This window comes from Alkalihalobacillus sp. MEB130, assembly GCF_032335535.1.
GTDB lineage: Bacteria > Bacillota > Bacilli > Bacillales > Bacillaceae_D > Halalkalibacter.
Genome location: NZ_JAOANA010000027.1, coordinates 1 through 20,551 on the forward strand (window position 1 = coordinate 1; position 20,551 = coordinate 20,551).

Annotated in this window: 13 protein-coding genes and 1 rRNA gene; 3 read left to right on the forward strand and 11 right to left on the reverse strand. The window is 38.4% G+C overall.

Features of this window, described 5'->3' with window-relative positions:
- The 6 genes from N0O92_RS20400 to N0O92_RS20425 all read right to left on the reverse strand — a co-directional run.
- Positions 1 to 118, reverse strand: a 16S ribosomal RNA gene (locus N0O92_RS20400); the annotation flags it as partial.
- Between the two features lie 1,138 nt (positions 119 to 1,256).
- Positions 1,257 to 2,630, reverse strand: coding sequence for an MFS transporter (locus N0O92_RS20405; RefSeq protein ID WP_315616487.1), 1,374 nt, complete (start codon positions 2,628 to 2,630; stop codon positions 1,257 to 1,259).
- A 381-nt stretch (positions 2,631 to 3,011) separates the two neighbouring features.
- Positions 3,012 to 4,556, reverse strand: a complete 1,545-nt coding sequence (locus N0O92_RS20410) for an ATP-binding protein (protein WP_315616488.1) — start codon at positions 4,554 to 4,556, stop codon at positions 3,012 to 3,014.
- A 353-nt stretch (positions 4,557 to 4,909) separates the two neighbouring features.
- A complete protein-coding gene (locus tag N0O92_RS20415; protein WP_315616489.1) occupies positions 4,910 to 6,643 on the reverse strand; it encodes a solute:sodium symporter family transporter in 1,734 nt (577 codons plus the stop codon).
- Positions 6,644 to 6,862: 219 nt separating this feature from the next.
- The gene (gene iolG, locus N0O92_RS20420) at positions 6,863 to 7,888 is read right to left on the reverse strand and encodes an inositol 2-dehydrogenase (RefSeq protein ID WP_315616490.1); all 1,026 of its coding nucleotides are present in this window, start codon (positions 7,886 to 7,888) and stop codon (positions 6,863 to 6,865) included.
- A 445-nt stretch (positions 7,889 to 8,333) separates the two neighbouring features.
- Entirely contained in the window at positions 8,334 to 9,779 is a 1,446-nt protein-coding gene (locus tag N0O92_RS20425) for a DEAD/DEAH box helicase (RefSeq protein WP_315616491.1), read from the reverse strand.
- A 227-nt stretch (positions 9,780 to 10,006) separates the two neighbouring features.
- Between N0O92_RS20425 and N0O92_RS20430 the strand changes: the two genes are divergently transcribed.
- Positions 10,007 to 11,851 (forward strand): SLC13 family permease, encoded by a 1,845-nt coding sequence (locus N0O92_RS20430; RefSeq protein WP_315616492.1) that lies wholly within the window; start codon positions 10,007 to 10,009, stop codon positions 11,849 to 11,851.
- 150 nt (positions 11,852 to 12,001) lie between these two features.
- Here N0O92_RS20430 and N0O92_RS20435 read toward each other — a convergent pair whose 3' ends face one another.
- The 5 genes from N0O92_RS20435 to N0O92_RS20460 all read right to left on the reverse strand — a co-directional run bounded on the left by N0O92_RS20435 (position 12,002) and on the right by N0O92_RS20460 (position 16,453).
- Entirely contained in the window at positions 12,002 to 12,118 is a 117-nt protein-coding gene (locus N0O92_RS20435) for a DUF6254 family protein (RefSeq protein WP_315616493.1), read from the reverse strand.
- 422 nt (positions 12,119 to 12,540) lie between these two features.
- Entirely contained in the window at positions 12,541 to 13,986 is a 1,446-nt protein-coding gene (locus tag N0O92_RS20445; protein WP_315616494.1) for a glycoside hydrolase family 1 protein, read from the reverse strand.
- Between the two features lie 197 nt (positions 13,987 to 14,183).
- The gene (brnQ, locus tag N0O92_RS20450; protein WP_315616495.1) at positions 14,184 to 15,542 is read right to left on the reverse strand and encodes a branched-chain amino acid transport system II carrier protein; all 1,359 of its coding nucleotides are present in this window, start codon (positions 15,540 to 15,542) and stop codon (positions 14,184 to 14,186) included.
- 333 nt (positions 15,543 to 15,875) lie between these two features.
- Positions 15,876 to 16,112 carry a hypothetical protein gene (locus tag N0O92_RS20455; RefSeq protein WP_315616496.1) on the reverse strand — a complete coding sequence of 79 codons (237 nt, stop codon included), beginning with the start codon at positions 16,110 to 16,112 and terminating at the stop codon, positions 15,876 to 15,878.
- Between the two features lie 35 nt (positions 16,113 to 16,147).
- Positions 16,148 to 16,453 carry a hypothetical protein gene (locus N0O92_RS20460; RefSeq protein ID WP_315616497.1) on the reverse strand — a complete coding sequence of 102 codons (306 nt, stop codon included), beginning with the start codon at positions 16,451 to 16,453 and terminating at the stop codon, positions 16,148 to 16,150.
- A 206-nt stretch (positions 16,454 to 16,659) separates the two neighbouring features.
- Here N0O92_RS20460 and N0O92_RS20465 point away from each other — a divergent pair, with 206 nt between their 5' ends.
- On the forward strand, positions 16,660 to 17,820 hold the full coding sequence (locus N0O92_RS20465; protein WP_315616498.1) for a dicarboxylate/amino acid:cation symporter: 1,161 nt from the start codon (positions 16,660 to 16,662) through the stop codon (positions 17,818 to 17,820).
- Positions 17,821 to 18,335: 515 nt separating this feature from the next.
- Positions 18,336 to 20,549 (forward strand): catalase/peroxidase HPI, encoded by a 2,214-nt coding sequence (gene katG, locus N0O92_RS20470; RefSeq protein ID WP_315616499.1) that lies wholly within the window; start codon positions 18,336 to 18,338, stop codon positions 20,547 to 20,549.
- Positions 20,550 to 20,551: the final 2 nt, after the last annotated feature.

Below are 20,551 nucleotides of genomic sequence, written 5' to 3' on the forward strand. Positions count from 1 at the left end.
TTACTCACCCGTCCGCCGCTAACGTCATAAGAGCAAGCTCTTAATCAGTCCGCTCGACTTGCATGTATTAGGCACGCCGCCAGCGTTCGTCCTGAGCCAGGATCAAACTCTCCATAAAAGTGTTTGATTAGCTCAATTTCGCATTACGCTAGCAATGCAATAAATTAAGGATGAAATTTGCCCTTTCGGGTAAATTTCTTTGACGAGATATCATGTATCTCTTTTCGCTTGGCTTTTGTTCAGTTTTCAAAGAACTCGCGGTCACTGTTTCTTTTCTTTCAGCGACATTTACTATCATAACATAACATTTCATTCTGCGCAATAACTTTTTTGTGATTTATTTTTGCGATCGTTATGATACAAACAGTTGTCATCAGCGACAAGAACTAATATAACACAACGAAACATTCCACGCAACAACAAATACAAAATAAATTTTTGCGGCTAGATTTAATAATTTACCATACTTCGACAAGAAGAGCAACTATTACTTAGAGTACACACAAACTGAAAATGAACAAACACACTGTACCCCATCCTTTCATTTCCCTTCTATCAAAACATACGATACTAACTCACTTTCTATTGTTATGAGATTAAAGGACAACCAGAATTAAATCACAGAGCCCTCTACACTAATGTCCGACATATCTTTAATTAACTATAGCAGTTAATTATTATTCCAATATTACCGTTAGGCAAACAACATAAATTTATTGAGGTTATCTATCTTTGGTACTTGAAAGCAATCCTATATTTCCTACGCAATAGTAGTATAGTTTCAAACCCCGACATTCAAAATGTGACACCTCTTAGCAAGTAAATACAAAAACAGACACTACCTCTAATAGAAGGAAAGTGCCTAATTGTAACAAATATGATGACATACCACGCAAAAAACGTAATTCAAGAAAACAAACCTTTAACAATCCAATTACTATATTTAATAAAAGAAGCTAATGAGAACCTAAAGAGTTTACAAGTAGTTGTTGATTCGTTTCTATATTACAATCGCTTTTTCTTACAATGAACAAGTAGGCCTCTTTGATAAGCGTAAAAAGTCGAAGGAGACAACCTTTCTTATATTAATAATATAAAAGAGTCCCCTTAAAGACTAACCGAACATTCAAAGCTCTAATAATTAGTATGAAAAAGCCACTCTCTGAAGATCCTCAGTACATAACGCACCCTATTCCCGCAAAGATCAAAAAATCGCCATTCATTTTCAGAACAAAATCCAATAGCCTTACACAACCCTATTTTCTAAACGCAAAATAAAAATAACAACCATTTACAACCGTTAATAAAGCTAACCCAAGAAACACATTGCTATACATTATCGCATTCCCCTCTGCGAGAGAAACACGATTTAGCAACATTCCACTTTCGTAATCTAATATTTTTCCTATAATGGCTCCACCAACAGCACCAGACATGAAATTGAATAAATTATAAATACCCATTCCGACTCCGATTTCATTTTTAGGTAATGACGTTGAGATAAGAGTCGCTGTCCCTGTCTGGAGAAAAGGAAAAGCAATATAACTGATCATGACTACCGCCCCAATTACCCAAGAAGCTCCACCGATAAAAGTCGATAGCAATAAAAATCCCGTAACCATAAGTGCAAAAGCAATATAAACAACTTGTTTACTCCCGCGCTTATCAGTTAAAACCCCCGCCACTTTCCCAATAAAAGCAGCAGCCATCGCAGCAGGAAAAATAGTAAGTCCAATATATAATGTAGTTAAACCATTCACTTCACTTAACATGAGAGGCAGCATAAACATCATACCAAACATCGTCATAATCGCTAAAAAACCAGAGAAAATGGTCGTACGAAAAGGTCCATTCCTGAATAGATCCGGACGTATAAATGGGTATTCACTGCTAATGGCTCTTCCTGCAAACAAACCAAAAAACCCCACGCTACTCACCAGATACCACCAATGAAACATCGTAATAAAAAGCATCAGAGAAGCTACTGCGATTGCAATCAACAGAGCTCCCAACAAGTCGACTCTCCCCTCTTGTTTTTCTTCATCCGGCATCCACATCCAGAAAAATGGGATTGCAAAAATAACCAAAGCAGAAATTAAAAATAGAAATTGCCAGTTCAGGACACCAGCAACAAATCCACCAAGGACCGGTCCAATTCCAGAAGCAAAAGCCATTGTGCTTGAGACTATCCCAAGCACCCTCCCCCTCTCTTCCGCGAAATACCTAGTTGGAACAATAAAGACCAACGCAACGATAGAAGAGGCTCCCGCCGCCTGAATCACGCGTGCTAGAATTACAATTTCAAAATTCGGTGCAAAAAAACCTAAAATCGAGCCAGCTCCAAAGAAACTAAGACCAATCGTTAATAACGTCTTTAAAGGATAGATATCGGCTAACTTCCCATACATTAATGCTCCGATTGCATAAATGACAATATATCCCGTCACCACCCAACTCACTTGTGAGGGTGCAAGGGAAAACGATCGTGCAATATCCGGTACCGCAATCATGAACATCGTTCCATTCATAACAGAAAATAATAAAACTGAACAAATTAATACAATGACTTTCTTTTTCTCTGAGTTAGTTAAGCTTTTTTCCAATCCTATTTCACCAGTAATCGATGTCACTCTTTATCCTCCCTTCCTTAGCCATCTAAATTCACATCCTTCGTCTACGCACACATCACTTTGAATCATTATACTCCTGTTCATGAAATTTATCTCGTCTCCGAATTTTCCAAGATAATTGAATGTCTTATTTTCCCATTGTTATAGTACCACTATCCAAAAAAAGAAGTATTCATTCTATACTGCAAAAAAATGGAAAGATAAGAAACGTCGACAGCCCCTTCTCTTTCACCCAAAACAGTGATATACTATTCTAGCGATGAGCTAAATTGCATAAGACGAGATTGACCCGCCTTTTAGGCAATGCACAAATGTGGAGTGCTGTCTCTCGCAGCAATACGCACAAAGACGCCCTATTGGGCGTCTTTTTTTATATACATATTAATAAGGAAAAACAAGTTCAACCACCGCACTACCACTGCCTCTATTATTATATATACATAAATTCCCCTCATGAGTAGATTCAACAATTCGTTTACTAACCATTAAACCAAGACCATTTCCACCTTTTTTTGTTGTTACAAAAGGTTGTCCGACCTTCGTCAGTATATGGTCTGGAAACCCTTGGCCATCGTCCTCAAAACGAATGACAATTGTCTCTTGCGAAGAAACTTGGACAGAAACGGTGATGATTCCATTATGACCAACAGCCTCCACACAATTTTTAAATAAGTTTATAAATACTTGCTTTAATTGATTTCCATCACAATAAATAAGCGGAACATCATCAAAGTTCTTTACAAATTCAACATTCTTAGGTAAGGCAAGGCTTGATAGCAACACATCAATTTCAGCAAACAACGTGTGGATTGCATACCAGTCTTTCGAAAGAACAGTTGGTCTAGAAAGAGTAAGAAACTCATTTGTAATCTGATTAATCCGCTCAATTTCTTGAAGTAAAATAGGGGTAAATGATTCATGATAACGTTTTTCTTGAATCATTTGTATAAACCCCTTTATCGATGTTAATGGGTTTTTAATTTCATGCGCAACCCCCGCAGCTAACTGACCGAGGATCGTCAATTTCTCTGCATCTTGAATATAGGCTTCCGTTTGTTTGTACTCAGTGATATCGTAAAGTTGTAATAAACTACCTTCTAAAAAAGGAAAACAATCAACTAAACAAATACTAGTTTGAGAATCGCAAATTACGATTTCATAGTCATTTATTGATTGACCATGTTCAATTTGATCACGGATCTCTTCAAAAGATTCAATATCCTGTAAAAAGTGAACTTCCTGCCCCAGACCTGGCAATAACGCTCTTGCTTTCGGATTTGTTGTAACAATTTTGCCGCTCTTATCAATTACAATATAGCCTATTGTAGATTGTTCTAGCACCATCTGATTCATGTGATCTAAATAACGGTTTCGTTCACGTAAATCCAATTCTCTTTGAATCGAATCCACAACCGTTTCAAGCGAAGTAAGGATCATAGGATGGGCATAATCCATAAACGTCATCATAGAAATTGTCCCTTTTAATGTTCCGTTCACATGTAATGGCGCGCTGTAACAGGCAGCAGAATGAAGAAATTGATGATAGTGATCAGTTCCTAATAACTGGACCGGTTCTTCTAACTCAATGGCAGCAAGAACAGAACTAACTCCTGCCTTGTCTTCCGTAAAGCGAATTCCCTTTTGTAAACCTGTCGCTTGTACAACGGTTTTTTCCAGACTTTTATCTCCGATGTATTCAATAAACGTACCTTTAGTGTCCGTTACGGTCACCATTAACGGAATTCCTTCACTCTTAGATAAAAATTTATTCATAAAAAAAGAAACGACTTCTAATGTTTCCTTATATTCCATTCGAATCTCTTCTAATTCTTCCGCGGTCACCTTTTGAAGAATAGGAATGACCATTGGATCTACACCACATCGAGCGCAACGTTCTTTTACTTCAGCTATATAAGCCTCTAGCATGTATTGATCAGCCCTTTAAATCTATATTTGTATTCTGTACCACTAAATTAACTTTCGGTTCTTCTGCTATTCTAGCATGATTTTACTCCCTATCTTACAAAAACGAATAAAATATCCTCTGTCAATTTCAGGTTCAGGAAATTTCAACTCTACTAGTCCGCGATGACTAGGTTTGCCCCCTTTTTTCAGCAAAAAGGGGTGGCTCATGCTAAAGCAAGTACCTACGTTTCATCAAAATAATGCCTATTTCGAATCAACAATCCGAATGACGTAGAAATCGTCACAAAAAAAGAGTAGATCCTTTTCGGATCTACTCTCTCTTCTTCAGAAATCGTTTTCAAACAATCGTATTATTAGCCAATTTTTTTGTTGCTATCAACGTTGTCATCTGCATCTAATTTCTTGTTTGATCTATACCAGAACAAGGCCACTGACCCTACAATCACCAAGTTAACGATAAGGAAAACAACTTGAGATGGTGAGTATGCATTTGGCATCGCTTCTGCAACCCCAATTGGAGAGAAGAATGCATATACTCCTAGCATGATCACAACTAGTACTGCAGAAAATGCCTTTGCATGTTTCCAAGGCGTTAAATCCACTTTCTTCGAATCATTTAATACAAATGGCGTTTTACGAGGATCAACTCTTCCTAGAACTAACATGACAAAAATATCAACCGCTAATAAAATCGATAGAACATACAGGAAGTTCACATCTGCTAAGAAAACTTTTGATAACGAATACAAAACAATGTGAACGACGATAACCACTTTCCCTGCATAAGCTGGAACTCTCTTACTAAAGAAACCAACAAGGATCATCGCAATAATTGGCAAGTTATAGAATCCGTTCATTTCTTGTAGATACGCATATAAACCTGATGGCGCATACATAATGAATGGAGCAACGATAACTGCCGCAAACGCTAACATAAAGGCAAAAATCCGACCTACTTTAACGAGTTCTTTATCTTTTGCATGCGGTTTAAAGATTGGCTTATAAATATCTAACGAGAACAATGTAATTGCACTATTTAACGTATTGTTAAATGAACTTAAAATGGCCCCAAATAACACAGCAGCTAAAAACCCTGATAAAGCAATTGGAAGAACATCAACAACAAGCGTAGGGTAAGCAGCATCATTATTGCTTAAGTTATCTCCATATAATAAGAACGCAATAATACCCGGTAATACTAAGAATGTCATACCAAAAACTTTAAATAAACCTGCAAATAAAACCCCTTTTTGTCCTTCTGCTAAGTTTTTCGCAGCAAACGTACGTTGAATAATCGATTGATTCATCGCCCAATAGAAAATGTTATTAAATAACATACCTGTAATTAGTACTGGCCATGGAACAGATGATGTCATACCCCCGATGGAGTTTAACTTTGTTGGGTTTGCATGTAACAATTCATGAACACCCGTAGATAAATTTCCACCTCCAAGAGCAATTAAAGCTAAGATCGGAATTAGCAAACCACCAATAACTAAACCGATTCCGTTTATAGTGTCACTCATTGCAGCAGCTCGAAGTCCACCAAGGATGATGTAACCTAAGCTAATAATCCCAATAGCTGCAGAGATAATGAGCACAAGCATAAATGGACTCAAAGTTGTGTAAGATGTCAATGAGAAAATACTATCTAATACCAATGCGCCCGAATAAAGTACTACTGGTAAAAACGCAACAGCGTAACTAATTAAGAATAAGATGGACGCAATTTGTCTTGTTCTTAAATCATAGCGTCTTTCAAGAAAATCAGGGATCGTTGTTAATCCAGCTTTTAAATACTTTGGCAAAAGAATTAATGCCATAATAATTAACGCAAGTGGTGATGTTACTTCCCATGCCATAACAGGCATACCTTCACCAAAAGCCTGTCCGTTAAGTCCAACTATTTGTTCGGTTGATAGATTGGTTAAAATAAGTGATGAAGCGATTACAATACCAGTTAAACTTCTTCCTCCTAAAAAGTAACCATCCGTTGTTGATAAATCAGTTCCCTTTGTTTTGTACCACGAAAACCACATGACAAAAACAGTGTAAAGTAGGAACGTTGCCACGATTACCCAAATCATAAAATAGTACCTCCTCATCAAGAGAATATGTGCGACTAGGCATCCTCTTAATTATGCTAAATGTTAAGAACCTGATGTCGGTTACTTCCTATTTGTGAAATGCTATCTTTTTTACCGGATCCCAAACACGCCCTTTTCCATTAAGAAGTCACATTCAAGTAAACTGTAACACTCTTATAATTTACGACATGCTTGGAATCGATTTCATCAACTTATTTATTAGTTTGTTACTTTCAAAGACTGGCGAGCTAACTGTACCGGTCTCCCTGTTTCAAGTGATTGTTTAGCTGCTTCTGCAATTCTCTCTGCTTGTAACCCATCAAATCCAGTACAAGTAATTTCAAAGTTTTCTAGACAAGCCTTCGCAAATTCTTTTACTTCATTAATATATGCTTGTGTGTAACGCTCAAGGAAGAAGTAAAGCGGCTTCTCTTTTGTTACGCTTTCAGAAGTGGACACTTCAACATTCGTTGCACGATTATTCTCAGCTTGAGCCGCTCCCTTGTCACCAAAGATTTCCACACGTTGGTCATAGCCATATACCGCTTGACGACTATTGTCGATAACACCAAGTGCACCATTAGCAAACTTCAACGTAATAATAGCTGTATCGATATCCCCCGCTTCACCAATCGCTGGATCCACAAGAACGTTCCCATGAGCGGATACTTCTACCACTTCACTATCCATAACAAAACGTGCCATATCAAAATCATGAATCGTCATATCCATAAATAATCCACCTGAAGACTTCACATAATCAACATTTGGCGGCTCAGGATCGCGCGAAGTAATTTTCAAAATATGCGGATTTCCGATTGTACCATCTTGCACAAGCGAGCGAATTTTTTGGAAATTCGGATCAAAACGACGGTTAAACCCGATCTGGATCTTTACTCCAGCCTTCTCAACTGCAGCTAAAGCGTCTTCCGTTTCTTCTACAGAGAAACTAACTGGTTTTTCACAGAAAATATGTTTTCCAGCTTGTGCAGCTTCTTTAATTAGGTTAGCATGCGTCGTTGTAGGAGAACAAATAAACACAGCATCAATTTCTGGGTCATGTAACAATTCTTTGTAATCGGTAGTTAACACTTCGATTTGTTTTTCAGCTGCCCAAGTTTGAAGATGATCAATCACAACATCCGAAACACTTTTTACTCGAATTTCTGGAACTAATTTTAAATTATCTACATGTAATCTACCAATTCGTCCTGCACCAATAATACCTAATGTTAATTTACTCATTTATTAAAACCCTCCCACTTTTATGTTAAGCGCTTTCCCAAAACAAACAAAAAATAAAGCGTTTTCTTAATTCCTTTTATAATCCCCTTATCACTCATATCATAAGAATAAATTATATTTTTTACCACTAGTACCTTCAATTAGCATCTATTTTTGAATAAGCTATGTATCTTTTTCACTTCTAGTTCCTACTTTCCCCCTCCATTTGCCCTTAATATCGATTAGAACTCACAAGAATCTGGTAAAGCGCTTTCCTTAATTGTCATTTTATCGCAACAACTTTAAATGTTCAATCTTTTTTTAAAATTTTTATTTATATTTTATAATGAACGACCGTGTTCGGTATAGGAACGGGGATCCTCTTAGACTACTAATAAAAACGCATTAAGTAAGATTTCACACAAAAAAAGACGATTATACCGGGGGATAATCGTCTTTTTTTTACTCATTTGATTGCCTTACTCACTCTTAGCTTCTTTCCTTTAATCGTGGCATTCTCCATTGCTTGCAAGACTAACGAACCTTTTCCATTTAGAACATCGACATACGTTAATGTATCCTGAATCGTAATGATTCCAATATCCTCTGCTGTTACTCCTGGGATTTTTGCAATCGTTCCAACAAAATCTACAGCACGAAGCTTTTTCTTTTTTCCACCGGTAAAGTGAAGTTTCATGATATCTTTGTTAATTCGTTCTGTTTTATTGTTTTTGACAATTCGGCGCCCACTCATTTTTTCTTCAAACTCAACTTTTCCGGCAATCACTTCATGTTGGCTCGGGATTTCCATTGAAGGTATTTTAAAACCAATATAATGTTCAATTGATTTTAAATATTTCCCTTCATTTGTAGTGGCAAAAGTAATAGCTTTACCTGCATTACCAGCACGACCTGTCCTTCCTGTCCGGTGAACGTAACTCTCTTTTTCCATCGGTACATCATAATTAATAATTAATGTCACATTGTCAATGTCGATTCCTCTAGCTGCTACGTCTGTTGCGACAAGATAGCGGAAATCTCCTAATTTAAAGCCTTTCATTACCGCAAACCGCTCTTCTTGTTCCAACCCTCCATGCAGCCTTTCACAATGATAACCAGCGTTCTTTAATGTATCATGAACAGTATCTACTTGGTCTTTCGTATTACAAAATATGATACAACTATCTGGATTTTCAATAATCGTAACATCTTGAAGCAAAGCGAGTTTCCCTTCTTCTCTCACTTCAATTACATGATGTTCAACGGTAGAAGTGGTAATACCAGTCGCTTCAATTTCAATATGAATAGGATCTTTCATATATTTATGACATAAGTTTTCTACATCTTTAGGCAATGTAGCAGAAAACACCATCGTCACTCTCTCTATAGGAAGTTGTTTGATGATCGCTTCTACATCGGTAATAAACCCCATATTCAGCATTTCATCTGCTTCATCGATAATCAAATATTTAATTTTATCTAGATCAAGAGTTTCTCTTTCAATGTGATCCATAACGCGACCAGGGGTACCTACGACCACATGTGTTTTTTGTTTCAACTCTTCTTTTTGCTTTGAGAACGGCTCTTTCCCATATACAGCCATAGCTTTAATTCGTTTATATCTCCCAATGTTCGTTACATCCTCTCGCACTTGAACGGCAAGCTCACGTGTCGGAGTCAGAATTAACGCTTGCGGCTTTCTTTCTTCCCATTCAATCAACTCACAAACAGGTATGGCAAAGGCAGCCGTCTTCCCACTTCCTGTTTGCGATTTCACAACAAGATCATTATTTTCTATCGCTTTTGGTATAACTTCCCTTTGCACTTCTGTAGGTAGGTCAAACTTCATCACACCAAGTGCTCGTCTTATTTCATCACTTAACTGATAGTCATCAAACTTTCGGTTACTCATGTCGTTCCCTCATTTTTTATATTTTATTTATTGTCTCACTGAAAATCTTCATATAAAAAGCCTAATCTTACTATAGATACTCAGTCTACATTAATATTTGTTCTAACGCGCAGACTAATTATAACCTATCTTTCTGTAAGTTACTTAGAATAGAAAGGATCCGTACTTTTTATTCAGCTTACTCTACATTACCATTATTAATAGAAATTGAAAGGATATTATTCATTATGATAACAGATATGCAATTGGTTTTTCTCATATTAGTCGTTACGACTATTTGCTTTTTAGTACCCCGATTTAGAGCAGATCTAGTTGCGATCAGTTCTTTGCTCGCTTTATTGTTAACCGGGCTCATCACCGTACCAGAAGCGTTCGCCGGATTTTCAAATAGCGTTGTCATCATGGTTGCCGCTTTATTTATCGTTGGCGCAGGCGTTTTTCAGAGTGGGTTAGCGCAAAAAGCCGGTGATTTGCTCATTAAGCAAACGAAAAACAGCGAATGGAAATTAACGATTTTTATGCTGATTTTGGTGGCTGGCTTAAGTGGTTTTATTAGCAATACAGGGACGGTTGCCATTCTTCTTCCAATCGTGGTCAGTTTGTGCAGACAAATGAAACTTCATCCTGGAAAACTTTTGATCCCCTTGGCCTTTGCTAGCAGTATGGGTGGAGCTCTGACATTGATTGGTACGGCACCAAACTTAATTGCCAGTCAAAGTTTACACGAGGCTGGTTATGGCGAACTTTCTTTTTTTTCGTTCACCCCCATTGGGTTAACGATGCTTGCAGCAGGAATCCTATTCTTATGGTTTGTCGGGCGAAACATGCTTAATAAACCCGCAGAAGATAAAACAAATACAGAGGCAGAATTTAATGCAGCTGAGCTAGTGGAACAATACGGAATTTCAGATTATATTTTTGCCGCACAAGTACCTAAAGAAAGCAAGATTATTGGTCAAACGATGAAACAACTTCGGTTACCAAGTACGTATAATCTAACGGTGTTAGAAGTGATCAAGGACGAGACAACGCCACTTTCGCGCCTAACTAGACGTAGTCAGTCGCAACGAATTACAGTGGAGCCTGGCTACGTGGTTGAAGCCGGGGATATATTCCTCATCTACGGAGAACAAGAAGCCTTATCAACATTCGTTGGTGATACAGGTTTGGTATCCCAAAAAGGAGTCACTTATCAACTCGAGGAAGGTCACCTCGCCGAAGTGATTTTAACTCCACAGTCTAGATTAATTAATCAGACCATCAGGCAAGTTCAATTTAGAGAAAAGTACGGGTTAACCGTTTTGGCCATGAAGCATCAATTTAGAAAAGCGAAAAAGGCCTCAGCAGATGAAACGTTACTTTACGGAGACTCCGTTCTTGTTCACGGAAAGTGGAAAGATATTACCCTTCTTTCCGCAGAAAAAAATGACACGGTCGTATTAAAATCAGCTGCTGAAGAGACGGATCTAGGCAATCAGACACACCTTAGTGTCATGGCAGGACTGATCCTGTTTGGAATGCTTCTAGCTATGGTATTTGAATGGGTTCCAGCTGTCGTATCCATTGTAGTCGCTGCGGTACTCATGGTGTTGACTGGATGTATACGACAAACAGAACAAGCATACCAATCCATCAACTGGCAAACCGTTGTCCTTATTGCATGTATGTTGCCAATGGCTACAGCATTGGAAAACACAGGCGGTGTCACGTTTCTGTCAGAAAGCCTCATTCAAAGTTTAGGGGCAATTGGACCACTCGCGGTTCTTGCAGGATTATATGGTCTCACATCATTATTTAGTCAATTTATTAGCAATACCGCTACGGCCGTTTTGTTGTTTCCCGTTGCGATAGTAACCGCTGAACAAATGGGTGTTAGCCCATTTCCAATGGTGATGGCCGTTGCCTTTTCATCAAGTATGGCGTTTGCTACACCTGTTGCTACTCCACCAAATGCGATGGTCATGGCTGCAGGGAAGTACACCTTCCTCGACTTTGTTCGTGTTGGTGTCCCTTTACAGCTACTAATCGCCGTTATCGCCATTCTATTGCTGCCGTTGTTTTTTCCTTTTTAACGTTTAAAACGGTGATCATGGTTTCTGAATAAACTGTTTCCTCCTAGTTAAAAAGCCTACTATGAGTTAGCTTCACATAGTAGGCGAATTCCGAACGAAGATGGATACGATAAAGGATAATGAAAGGATCGATTTACCCTTAGTTGATTGTTAGTCTTTTTTCGTTTCGTCAGCTATCTTCTTTAAAGACCTAATCTTTCCATGAGGGTTTTGTGCTTCTTTACGTGCTCGAAATTGACGTTCTTCTTGTGATTTTGATTGAGTCATTAGCTCTACTTCCTTTGCGTTTTATTTGATCGTGCATTTTATATTTTGTAATGAAATCTTGATAATATTCCATACAACTTTCATTCATTTTTGTCCCCTAAGTCTCTCTCCCATATTGTGTACTAAAAAAGACTGCAGGAAAAACCATCTCCCTACAGCCAATCTTCCGTTCATGATTTACAATTCTTGCCCATTCGTTGCAATTACTTGTTTATACCAATGAAAGCTTTTCTTTTTCACACGTTTAAGTGAACCAGTTCCTAACGGCGCTTTTGTTTCCCGATCTCTCCCCCATCCAACTTTTCGGGAACCTAACGACGCTTTTGTTTTCTAGTTTCTCCCACATTCAACTTTTTCGGGAATCACCTCTCACTCGATTCTTAAACATCCACCCTCGTGCTCCTGCCCCTATTGCTCTTCTTCTATAAAACCTCTCCATTGCTCTCAATGACTTTTTTATACCAATGAAACGATTGTTTCTTCTTACGGTCTAGTGTCCCGCTGCCGTCATCATTTTTATCAACATAGATAAATCCATACCGTTTGGACATCTCACCAGTTGACATGCTAACTAAATCAATACAGCCCCAGCTTGTATAACCCATGAGTTCGACTCCATCTTGTACAGCCTCTCCCATCGCTTTTACATGTTCACGTAAGTAATCAATCCGATAGTCATCGTGAATCGAACCATCTTCCTCCAATTTGTCATATGCACCTAATCCATTTTCAACAACGAATAATGGGATCTCGTATCTTGAGTACAGTTTATTTACGCTGATCCGTAGCCCAATAGGATCGATCTCCCACCCCCAATCACTTGCTTTTAGAAATGGATTTTTCACTCCACCGACAATATTTCCTTGTGCGGTTTCTGCTTGAGTCTTCTCTTTTTTATCGGTACGAGACATATAGTAACTCAAACCTATGTAATCGACGGTGCCTTCTTTAATGATTTCCAAGTCTCCCTCTTGAATCTCTAATGTAATCTTTTTCTCCTTAAAGAACCGCTCGATGAAAGCTGGGTACTTTCCACGCACGTGGACATCTGAACAGAAAAAGTTAAACAACTCTTCTTCCTTTAAGGCATACATCACGTTTTCTGGATTGCTGTCGTACGAATATACCGGAGCAAAAAGGATCATACAGCCAATTTTCGCCTCAGGAATGAGGTCCTTACATGCTTTTACAGCAAGAGCACTTGCAACAAATTGATGATGAAATGCTTGGAATGTCTCTTGGTAACGACTTTCTTCACTTTGAGGAGAGAATCCCATACTCATGATCGGCATTTTCAACGCACCATTAATCTCATTAAATGTCATCCAATATTTCACTTTCTCTTTGTAACGCGTTAAAATAACCTTCGCGTATTTTTCAAAAAAGGGAACCACTTGGCGACTTCTCCATCCCCCATACTCTTTCACTAAGTGCAACGGCATTTCATAATGGGAAATTGTCACGACTGGTTCAATTCCGTACTTATGCAATTCATCAAAAACTCGGTCATAAAAAGCCAAACCTTCTTCATTCGGTTCGCTCTCATCTCCGTTTGGAAAAATCCTTGTCCAAGCAATCGACAGACGAAACGCTTTAAAACCCATCTCCGCAAATAAAGCAATATCTTCTTTGTAACGATGATAAAAATCAATGGCTTCATGGTTCGGGTAGCGATAGTTCTCATGATCAATCTCAAAATCAAATCCAGCAGACATTAATATATTCAGACGCTCTTTCCCACCAGGCAAAACATCAGCAATATTTAACCCTTTATGTCCCGCATTGAATCCACCTTCAATTTGGTTCGCTGCTGTAGCACCACCCCATAAAAAACCTTCAGGAAATCTCGTTTTTTCATTATTATACATTTCTCTTAATCCTCCTACTTGATCGAATAGGCAAGCAAACAATGAATAGTGTGCCCATTTAAAGTTTGGTAAATCAATACAGATTATAGAGTGTCTCAAACATATGATTATAAAAAAACTTCCTTCAGAATCATCTACTTTTCGTTTCCACAAAAAAAGCCACCTAACACCTTTTTAGGCATTAGATAGCTTTCCAATCATCCGGCTATTTTTTCTTCAGTTACCGGGGAGCTCTTCTCATCATCATTATTAAATAAACCAAATAAATATCCAATTACACCACCAACGATTGCTGGGGCAACCCATCCTAGTCCAACCGTATATAATGGCAGGATCGCCCTAAACAGATTATCAACAGCCTCAATTTGGAGACCGGCTGCATTTAACCCTTCGAACAAACTAACAATAAACGTAAACAAAATACTAATCTGATATACTTTTTTCTTCCCTTTAAATAATGGATGCAAAAATGTTAAAACCATTAAGCACATTGCCAACGGATAAAGCATGTATAATACAGGAACGGAAAAAGTAATTAATGACGACAAACCAAAGTTCGAGATCACTGCACTAAAGATCGTAAAAACAATGGCCCATTTTTTATAAGAAAACGTAGGTGCAATCTTACTAAAATAAGACGCGCATGCTGTGATTAGCCCGATGCTTGTCGTTAAACAAGCAGCAATTACGATTAGCCCTAATACGACCTTACCAAATGGCCCAAAATAATAATTTGAAACACTCGCTAAAATCGCGCCTCCATTGTCAAGATGGCCAAGCTCAACCACACTACTTGCCCCCATAAATGTAAGAGACGAATAAATAATCGCAAGAAGTCCCCCAGCAATAATAGCAACTTTTAAAGTAGAAACCATCAGTGCCTTCTTCGTCGTAATCCCTCTGTCCTTCATGATGTTAATAATAACAATCCCAAAGACAAATGCAGCTAATACATCCATTGTTAAATAACCTTCTTGGAATCCTTTGAAGAAGCTATTTTCGGTAAATGATTCTACAGGTGCTTGGACTTGCCCAATTGGATTCACGAATGATACCACGATAAGAATTCCAATGAAAATCAATAAAAGCGGCGTTAAAACTTTACCGATAATATCAACTAGTTTGCTAGATTGCAATGAGAAGACTAACGAGATCCCAAAAAATATAATGGTAAATAGAAACAATGGGAAAAAACTCTCCGTTTCCCCTAGAAAGGGTCTAACCCCCATCTCAAATGAAACTGTATTTGTTCTTGGTATCGCAAAAAGCGGCCCAATCGCTAAATAAAGAGCAACGGTAAAAACAATGCCGTACACCGGGTGTACACGATTCGCAAGTGATTGTAAATCACTTTTACCTGAAAAGGCCATCGCCAAAATTGCCAAAATCGGCAACCCTACCCCTGTTACAACAAATCCTACATTAGCAGATAGAAAATTCTCTCCAGCCATTTGACCTAGCATCGCAGGGAAAATCAAATTCCCAGCACCGAAAAATAAAGCAAATAACATAAACCCTACAGCAATAAAATTTGTGAATGATACTCTTGATGACACGTTTTTCTTCCTCCTACTATCTTGCCTATACGGTTAACAACCAATCAAACCATATAAATAACCAATTTATAAAATTTTGCCTTTTATCAAAAAATTCTAACGAAACTATTCCTTTTTTGGAAAGACACGCAGGATAATATAACATAGTAAAATAGAAAAAAGCAATATATATTCCGAAAATAGTAGAAAAAAGTCGAAATAAAGCGGTTGCGTCAAACCATCATTACGCACGCAAAATCAAGGTGATATTCATTTACCATATGCGGAACAACTCCAATGGGTAGAGTTTGTTCCATTTTTTAATTCTTCTCCGGTGAATAAATGAAGGTAGAATTATGTACACCCACACTCATATTCCTTGAACGTATATTCTTTAAACAATTCTAACTCTTTTAAATCACTTGTCTTCGATTTGTAAATCTTTACTAATGGAGCAAAGTCTCCTTTTGCGATGTCCCTTATTTGTTTATCTAAATCAGCTGACAGATCTAAAGGATATTCGTTCATACTTTCATATAGATCATTGTGCTCGCAAACATCGTAAGTAACAGCTATAAAATAATGATTCATTTTTTCTCTCCTTTTGCTTACCTCTTTCTTGCTCGTTACCCTTCCCCATAAAATTCAACAAGATAAAAAAAGGCATACTTTCGAACCAAATAATTTCTTAATTCTCCTTGTGTCGCTTTTTCAATAGGAGGTCTCGTTAGTGTGTATGCTTTCGCGTTTAGTTCGGCAAATTTTTCTTTGTCCACTTTATTATGATAATCGTCATCAATAATGCCGGTTGTCATAGCAGCGATGGGATGTCCCGTAAAAAAGACATAGGTTCTCACTGCTAAATGTGGTGTGGAATGCAGCATAAGAATGATCCCGATCATCACTACCATCCCTACTAATTTGTTTTTCATACGACTCCTCCCTATCACAACTCTTATTACCATTATTATACAGCATCAATGATCGTTTAGCGTTCTATTTTCCATGTTTTAAAATTACCTCTTACATTCATATTTTTCATTTTTTTTCCTCATTTTAAAAAATACATTAACTATTCTAAAAAATTATTGTATAATCTCATAATGTTACGAATTTTTTATAGATTAGGAGAATAAGTATGAAACGTTTTGGACTTTTGCCACGTATTATTTTGGCAATCATTATTGGAGTTTTAATTGGAAAAGTAGCTCCTGATTGGGCTGTACGAGTACTCGCAACCTTTAACGGCTTGTTCGGGAATTTCTTAGGCTTTATCATTCCTCTTATTATTATTGGATTTATCGCACCTGGGATTGCTCAATTAGGAAAGGGAGCGGGGAAACTACTAGGAATAACCGCTGGGTTTGCCTACCTTTCTACCGTTACAGCTGGACTTTTAGCTTTTTTTGCTACTTCCATTGTCTTTCCTTCTATTTTACAGGTTGATGGATTTCTAGCATCGTTTGAAAATCCTGAGGAAGGTCTTCTTTCCTCCTTTTTCACAGTGGACATGCCTGCGATCATGGGTGTTATGTCGGCATTGCTTCTTGCCTTTTTGCTAGGATTAGGCGTGACATTTGTAAAAGGAGACGCCTTAACGAATGTTCTCGTTGAATTCCGCGGCATTATAGAAAAGGTGATTACAGCTGTCATTATTCCACTCTTGCCAATCCATATCCTTGGCATTTTTGCGAATATGTCAAAAGCAGGACAAGTAGAAACGATTATGTCTGTTTTTGCAAAAGTATTTATTTTAGTTATTATTCTTCATTTAGTTATGTTGTCGTTGCAATATACAGGTAGTGGAATTTTAAATAAGAAAAATCCTTTTGGCATGATAAAAGGAATGCTTCCTGCCTACTTTACGGCTCTAGGTACACAATCGTCTGCCTCGACAATACCAGTAACATTAAGACAAACAAAGAAAATTGGTGTTCGAGAAAGGATTGCAGACTTTACCGTTCCTTTACTTGCTACCATTCATTTATCAGGTAGTACCATTACACTCGTTAGCTGCTCTATGGCGATCATGTTTCTTATGGGAGAGACTCCTACGATCGGTTCTGTTCTACCATTTATATTAATGCTTGGTATTACGATGGTTGCGGCTCCTGGAGTTCCTGGCGGAGCAGTTATGGCTGCACTCGGTTTGCTAGAAACGATGCTTGGCTTTGACCAAACGATGATCACCCTTATGATTGCTTTATACCTTGCACAAGATAGCTTTGGTACAGCATGTAACGTTACCGGGGATGGAGCGATTTCGGCTTCGGTAGATCGGCTAAGTAAAGCTAGCTAGGTTCGTTTTTTCAATTATGAACTCTTTATAGATAGAAAAAGCATCTTTTAAAAGGGGTACTGAATAAGGTTAAGTTGTTACCTTTTCAGCACCCTATCAAAGATGCTTTTTTTAGTTTTAAAGAACGATTATCATCCTGACAAATAGGGCTAGTACATCAGCTCTATTTATTTTCCCACTAAAACAATGGTTATCTTTCCCCCTTTTGGAACTGGGTCCGGTCCTTTCCAATAATTCCCTCCTATATTCTCATCAATAATCTTCTTATTGACTATAGGAAAACCCTTTCATAAAATTCGTTCAAGAAAATAGTAAGTCGTATCCACCCTACCAATCCCACTATGAAGCAATTTGAAAGTCTTCTAAAAAAATACCAAGTAATATTTCTTTCTTTTTATTTAATAGTTTATTATAATCATTACATAATAATAATTATCGCAATCTAGTTTGTCATGTTTTTCAACTGTTCGCATAATTATTTATTACTTAATCCAATTAGATAGGAGAATGTAACTATGGATACTAAAAATACTGAAAACGTAGGAAAATGTCCATTCATGCACGGGAGCGCTACTAGTAACAGCTCTACTGTTACAACAAATAAAGATTGGTGGCCAAACCAGTTAAACTTAAATATCTTACATCAGCACGACAAAAAAACGAACCCTTTGGGTGAAGAATTTGATTATGCAGAAGAATTCCAAAAGCTTGATTACGATGCTCTTAAGAAAGACCTTCATGATTTAATGACAGACAGTCAAGATTGGTGGCCTGCGGATTATGGTCATTATGGCCCAATGTTTATTCGTATGTCTTGGCATGCTGCAGGTACATATCGTACTGGTGACGGACGTGGAGGCGGCGGAACTGGTAATCAACGTTTTGCTCCACTGAATAGCTGGGCTGACAACGCGAATATTGATAAAGCACGTAGACTTCTATGGCCAATTAAACAAAAATACGGGAACAAAATTTCTTGGGCGGATTTATTGCTCTTAACAGGAAACGTCGCACTTGAATCAATGGGCCTTAAAACGTTTGGTTTCGGAGGTGGCCGTGCTGATATTTGGCAACCTGAAGAAGATATCTATTGGGGAAATGAAAAAGAAATGCTTGCTGAAGACCGTTACACAGGCGATCGTGAGCTTGAAAATCCGCTCGCTGCTGTTCAAATGGGTCTAATCTATGTAAACCCAGAAGGTCCAGACGGCAAACCAGATCCGATCAAAAGCGCTCGTGACATTCGTGAAACGTTTGGACGGATGGGAATGAACGATGAGGAGACTGTTGCCCTCATTGCTGGTGGACACACGTTTGGTAAGGCACACGGTGCAGGAGATGCTGATGCTCATGTTGGACCGGAACCAGAAGCTGCACCTCTTGAAGCACAAGGTTTAGGTTGGCTAAGCTCTTATGGTAGTGGCAAGGGCGGTGACACAATCACAAGTGGTCTAGAAGGTGCTTGGACTGCGAACCCAACCCAGTGGGATAACGGATACTTTGATCTACTGTTCGGATATGAGTGGTGGTTAACGAAGAGTCCTGCAGGGGCATATCAGTGGATGGCCGTAGATCCTGATGAGAAAGATCTTGCACCAGATGCTGCCGATCCATCTAAGAAAGTTCCGACAGTGATGTTTACTTCTGATTTAGCATTGCGTCATGATCCAATCTACGAAAAAATTTCTCGTCGTTTCCATGAGAATCCAGAAGAGTTTGCTGATGCTTTCGCACGTGCATGGTTCAAACTTCTTCACCGTGATATGGGTCCTAAAGCTAGATATCTAGGTCCAGAAGTTCCAGAAGAAGATCTTATCTGGCAAGATCCTGTTCCAACTGTTGATTATGAATTAACAGATGCAGAAGTAGCAGAGCTGAAAGAAAAAATCTTAAACTCAGGACTTACATCTAGCGAGCTAGTAACAACAGCTTGGGCTTCAGCTAGCACGTTCCGTGGTTCTGATAACCGTGGTGGTGCTAATGGTGCACGCATCCGTCTTGCTCCACAAAAAAATTGGGAAGTAAATCAGCCTGAACAACTTTCAAACGTTCTTTCTGTATATGAAGAGATCCAAAGCCAACTTGACAAAAAAGTAAGTATCGCTGATTTGATTGTACTAGGTGGTAGTGCAGCAGTAGAAAGAGCGGCACAAGATGCAGGCTTTGATGTAACAGTTCCATTTGCTCCTGGACGTGGCGATGCTACACAAGAGCAAACAGAAGTAGAAGGCTTTGACGTATTAGAGCCTGTGGCTGATGGTTTCCGTAACTATCAGAAGAAGAAATATAGTGTAAGTTCAGAAGAGCTTCTCGTAGATAAAGCTCAACTACTAGGCCTAACTGCATCTGAAATGACCGTTCTTATTGGTGGTATGCGCGTTCTAGGCACAAACTTTGCTAATACTGAGCATGGCGTATTCACGGATCGTGTTGGTACCCTTTCGAACGACTTCTTTGTTAATTTACTAGACATGGGAGTAGAATGGAAGTCTGTTGACGGAGACGTATTTGAAGGACGTGATCGCAAGACAGGTGAAGTTGTACGCACAGCTACAAGAGTAGATCTAGTATTTGGCTCAAACTCTGTATTACGTGCGATTGCTGAAGTTTACGCTCAAGACGATAACAAAGGCAAGTTTGTAAATGACTTTATTGCTGCTTGGGTAAAAGTCATGAACGCAGACCGTTTTGATCTTAAGCTTAAAAAAGCTGAGTTAGCTAGTAACTAAGT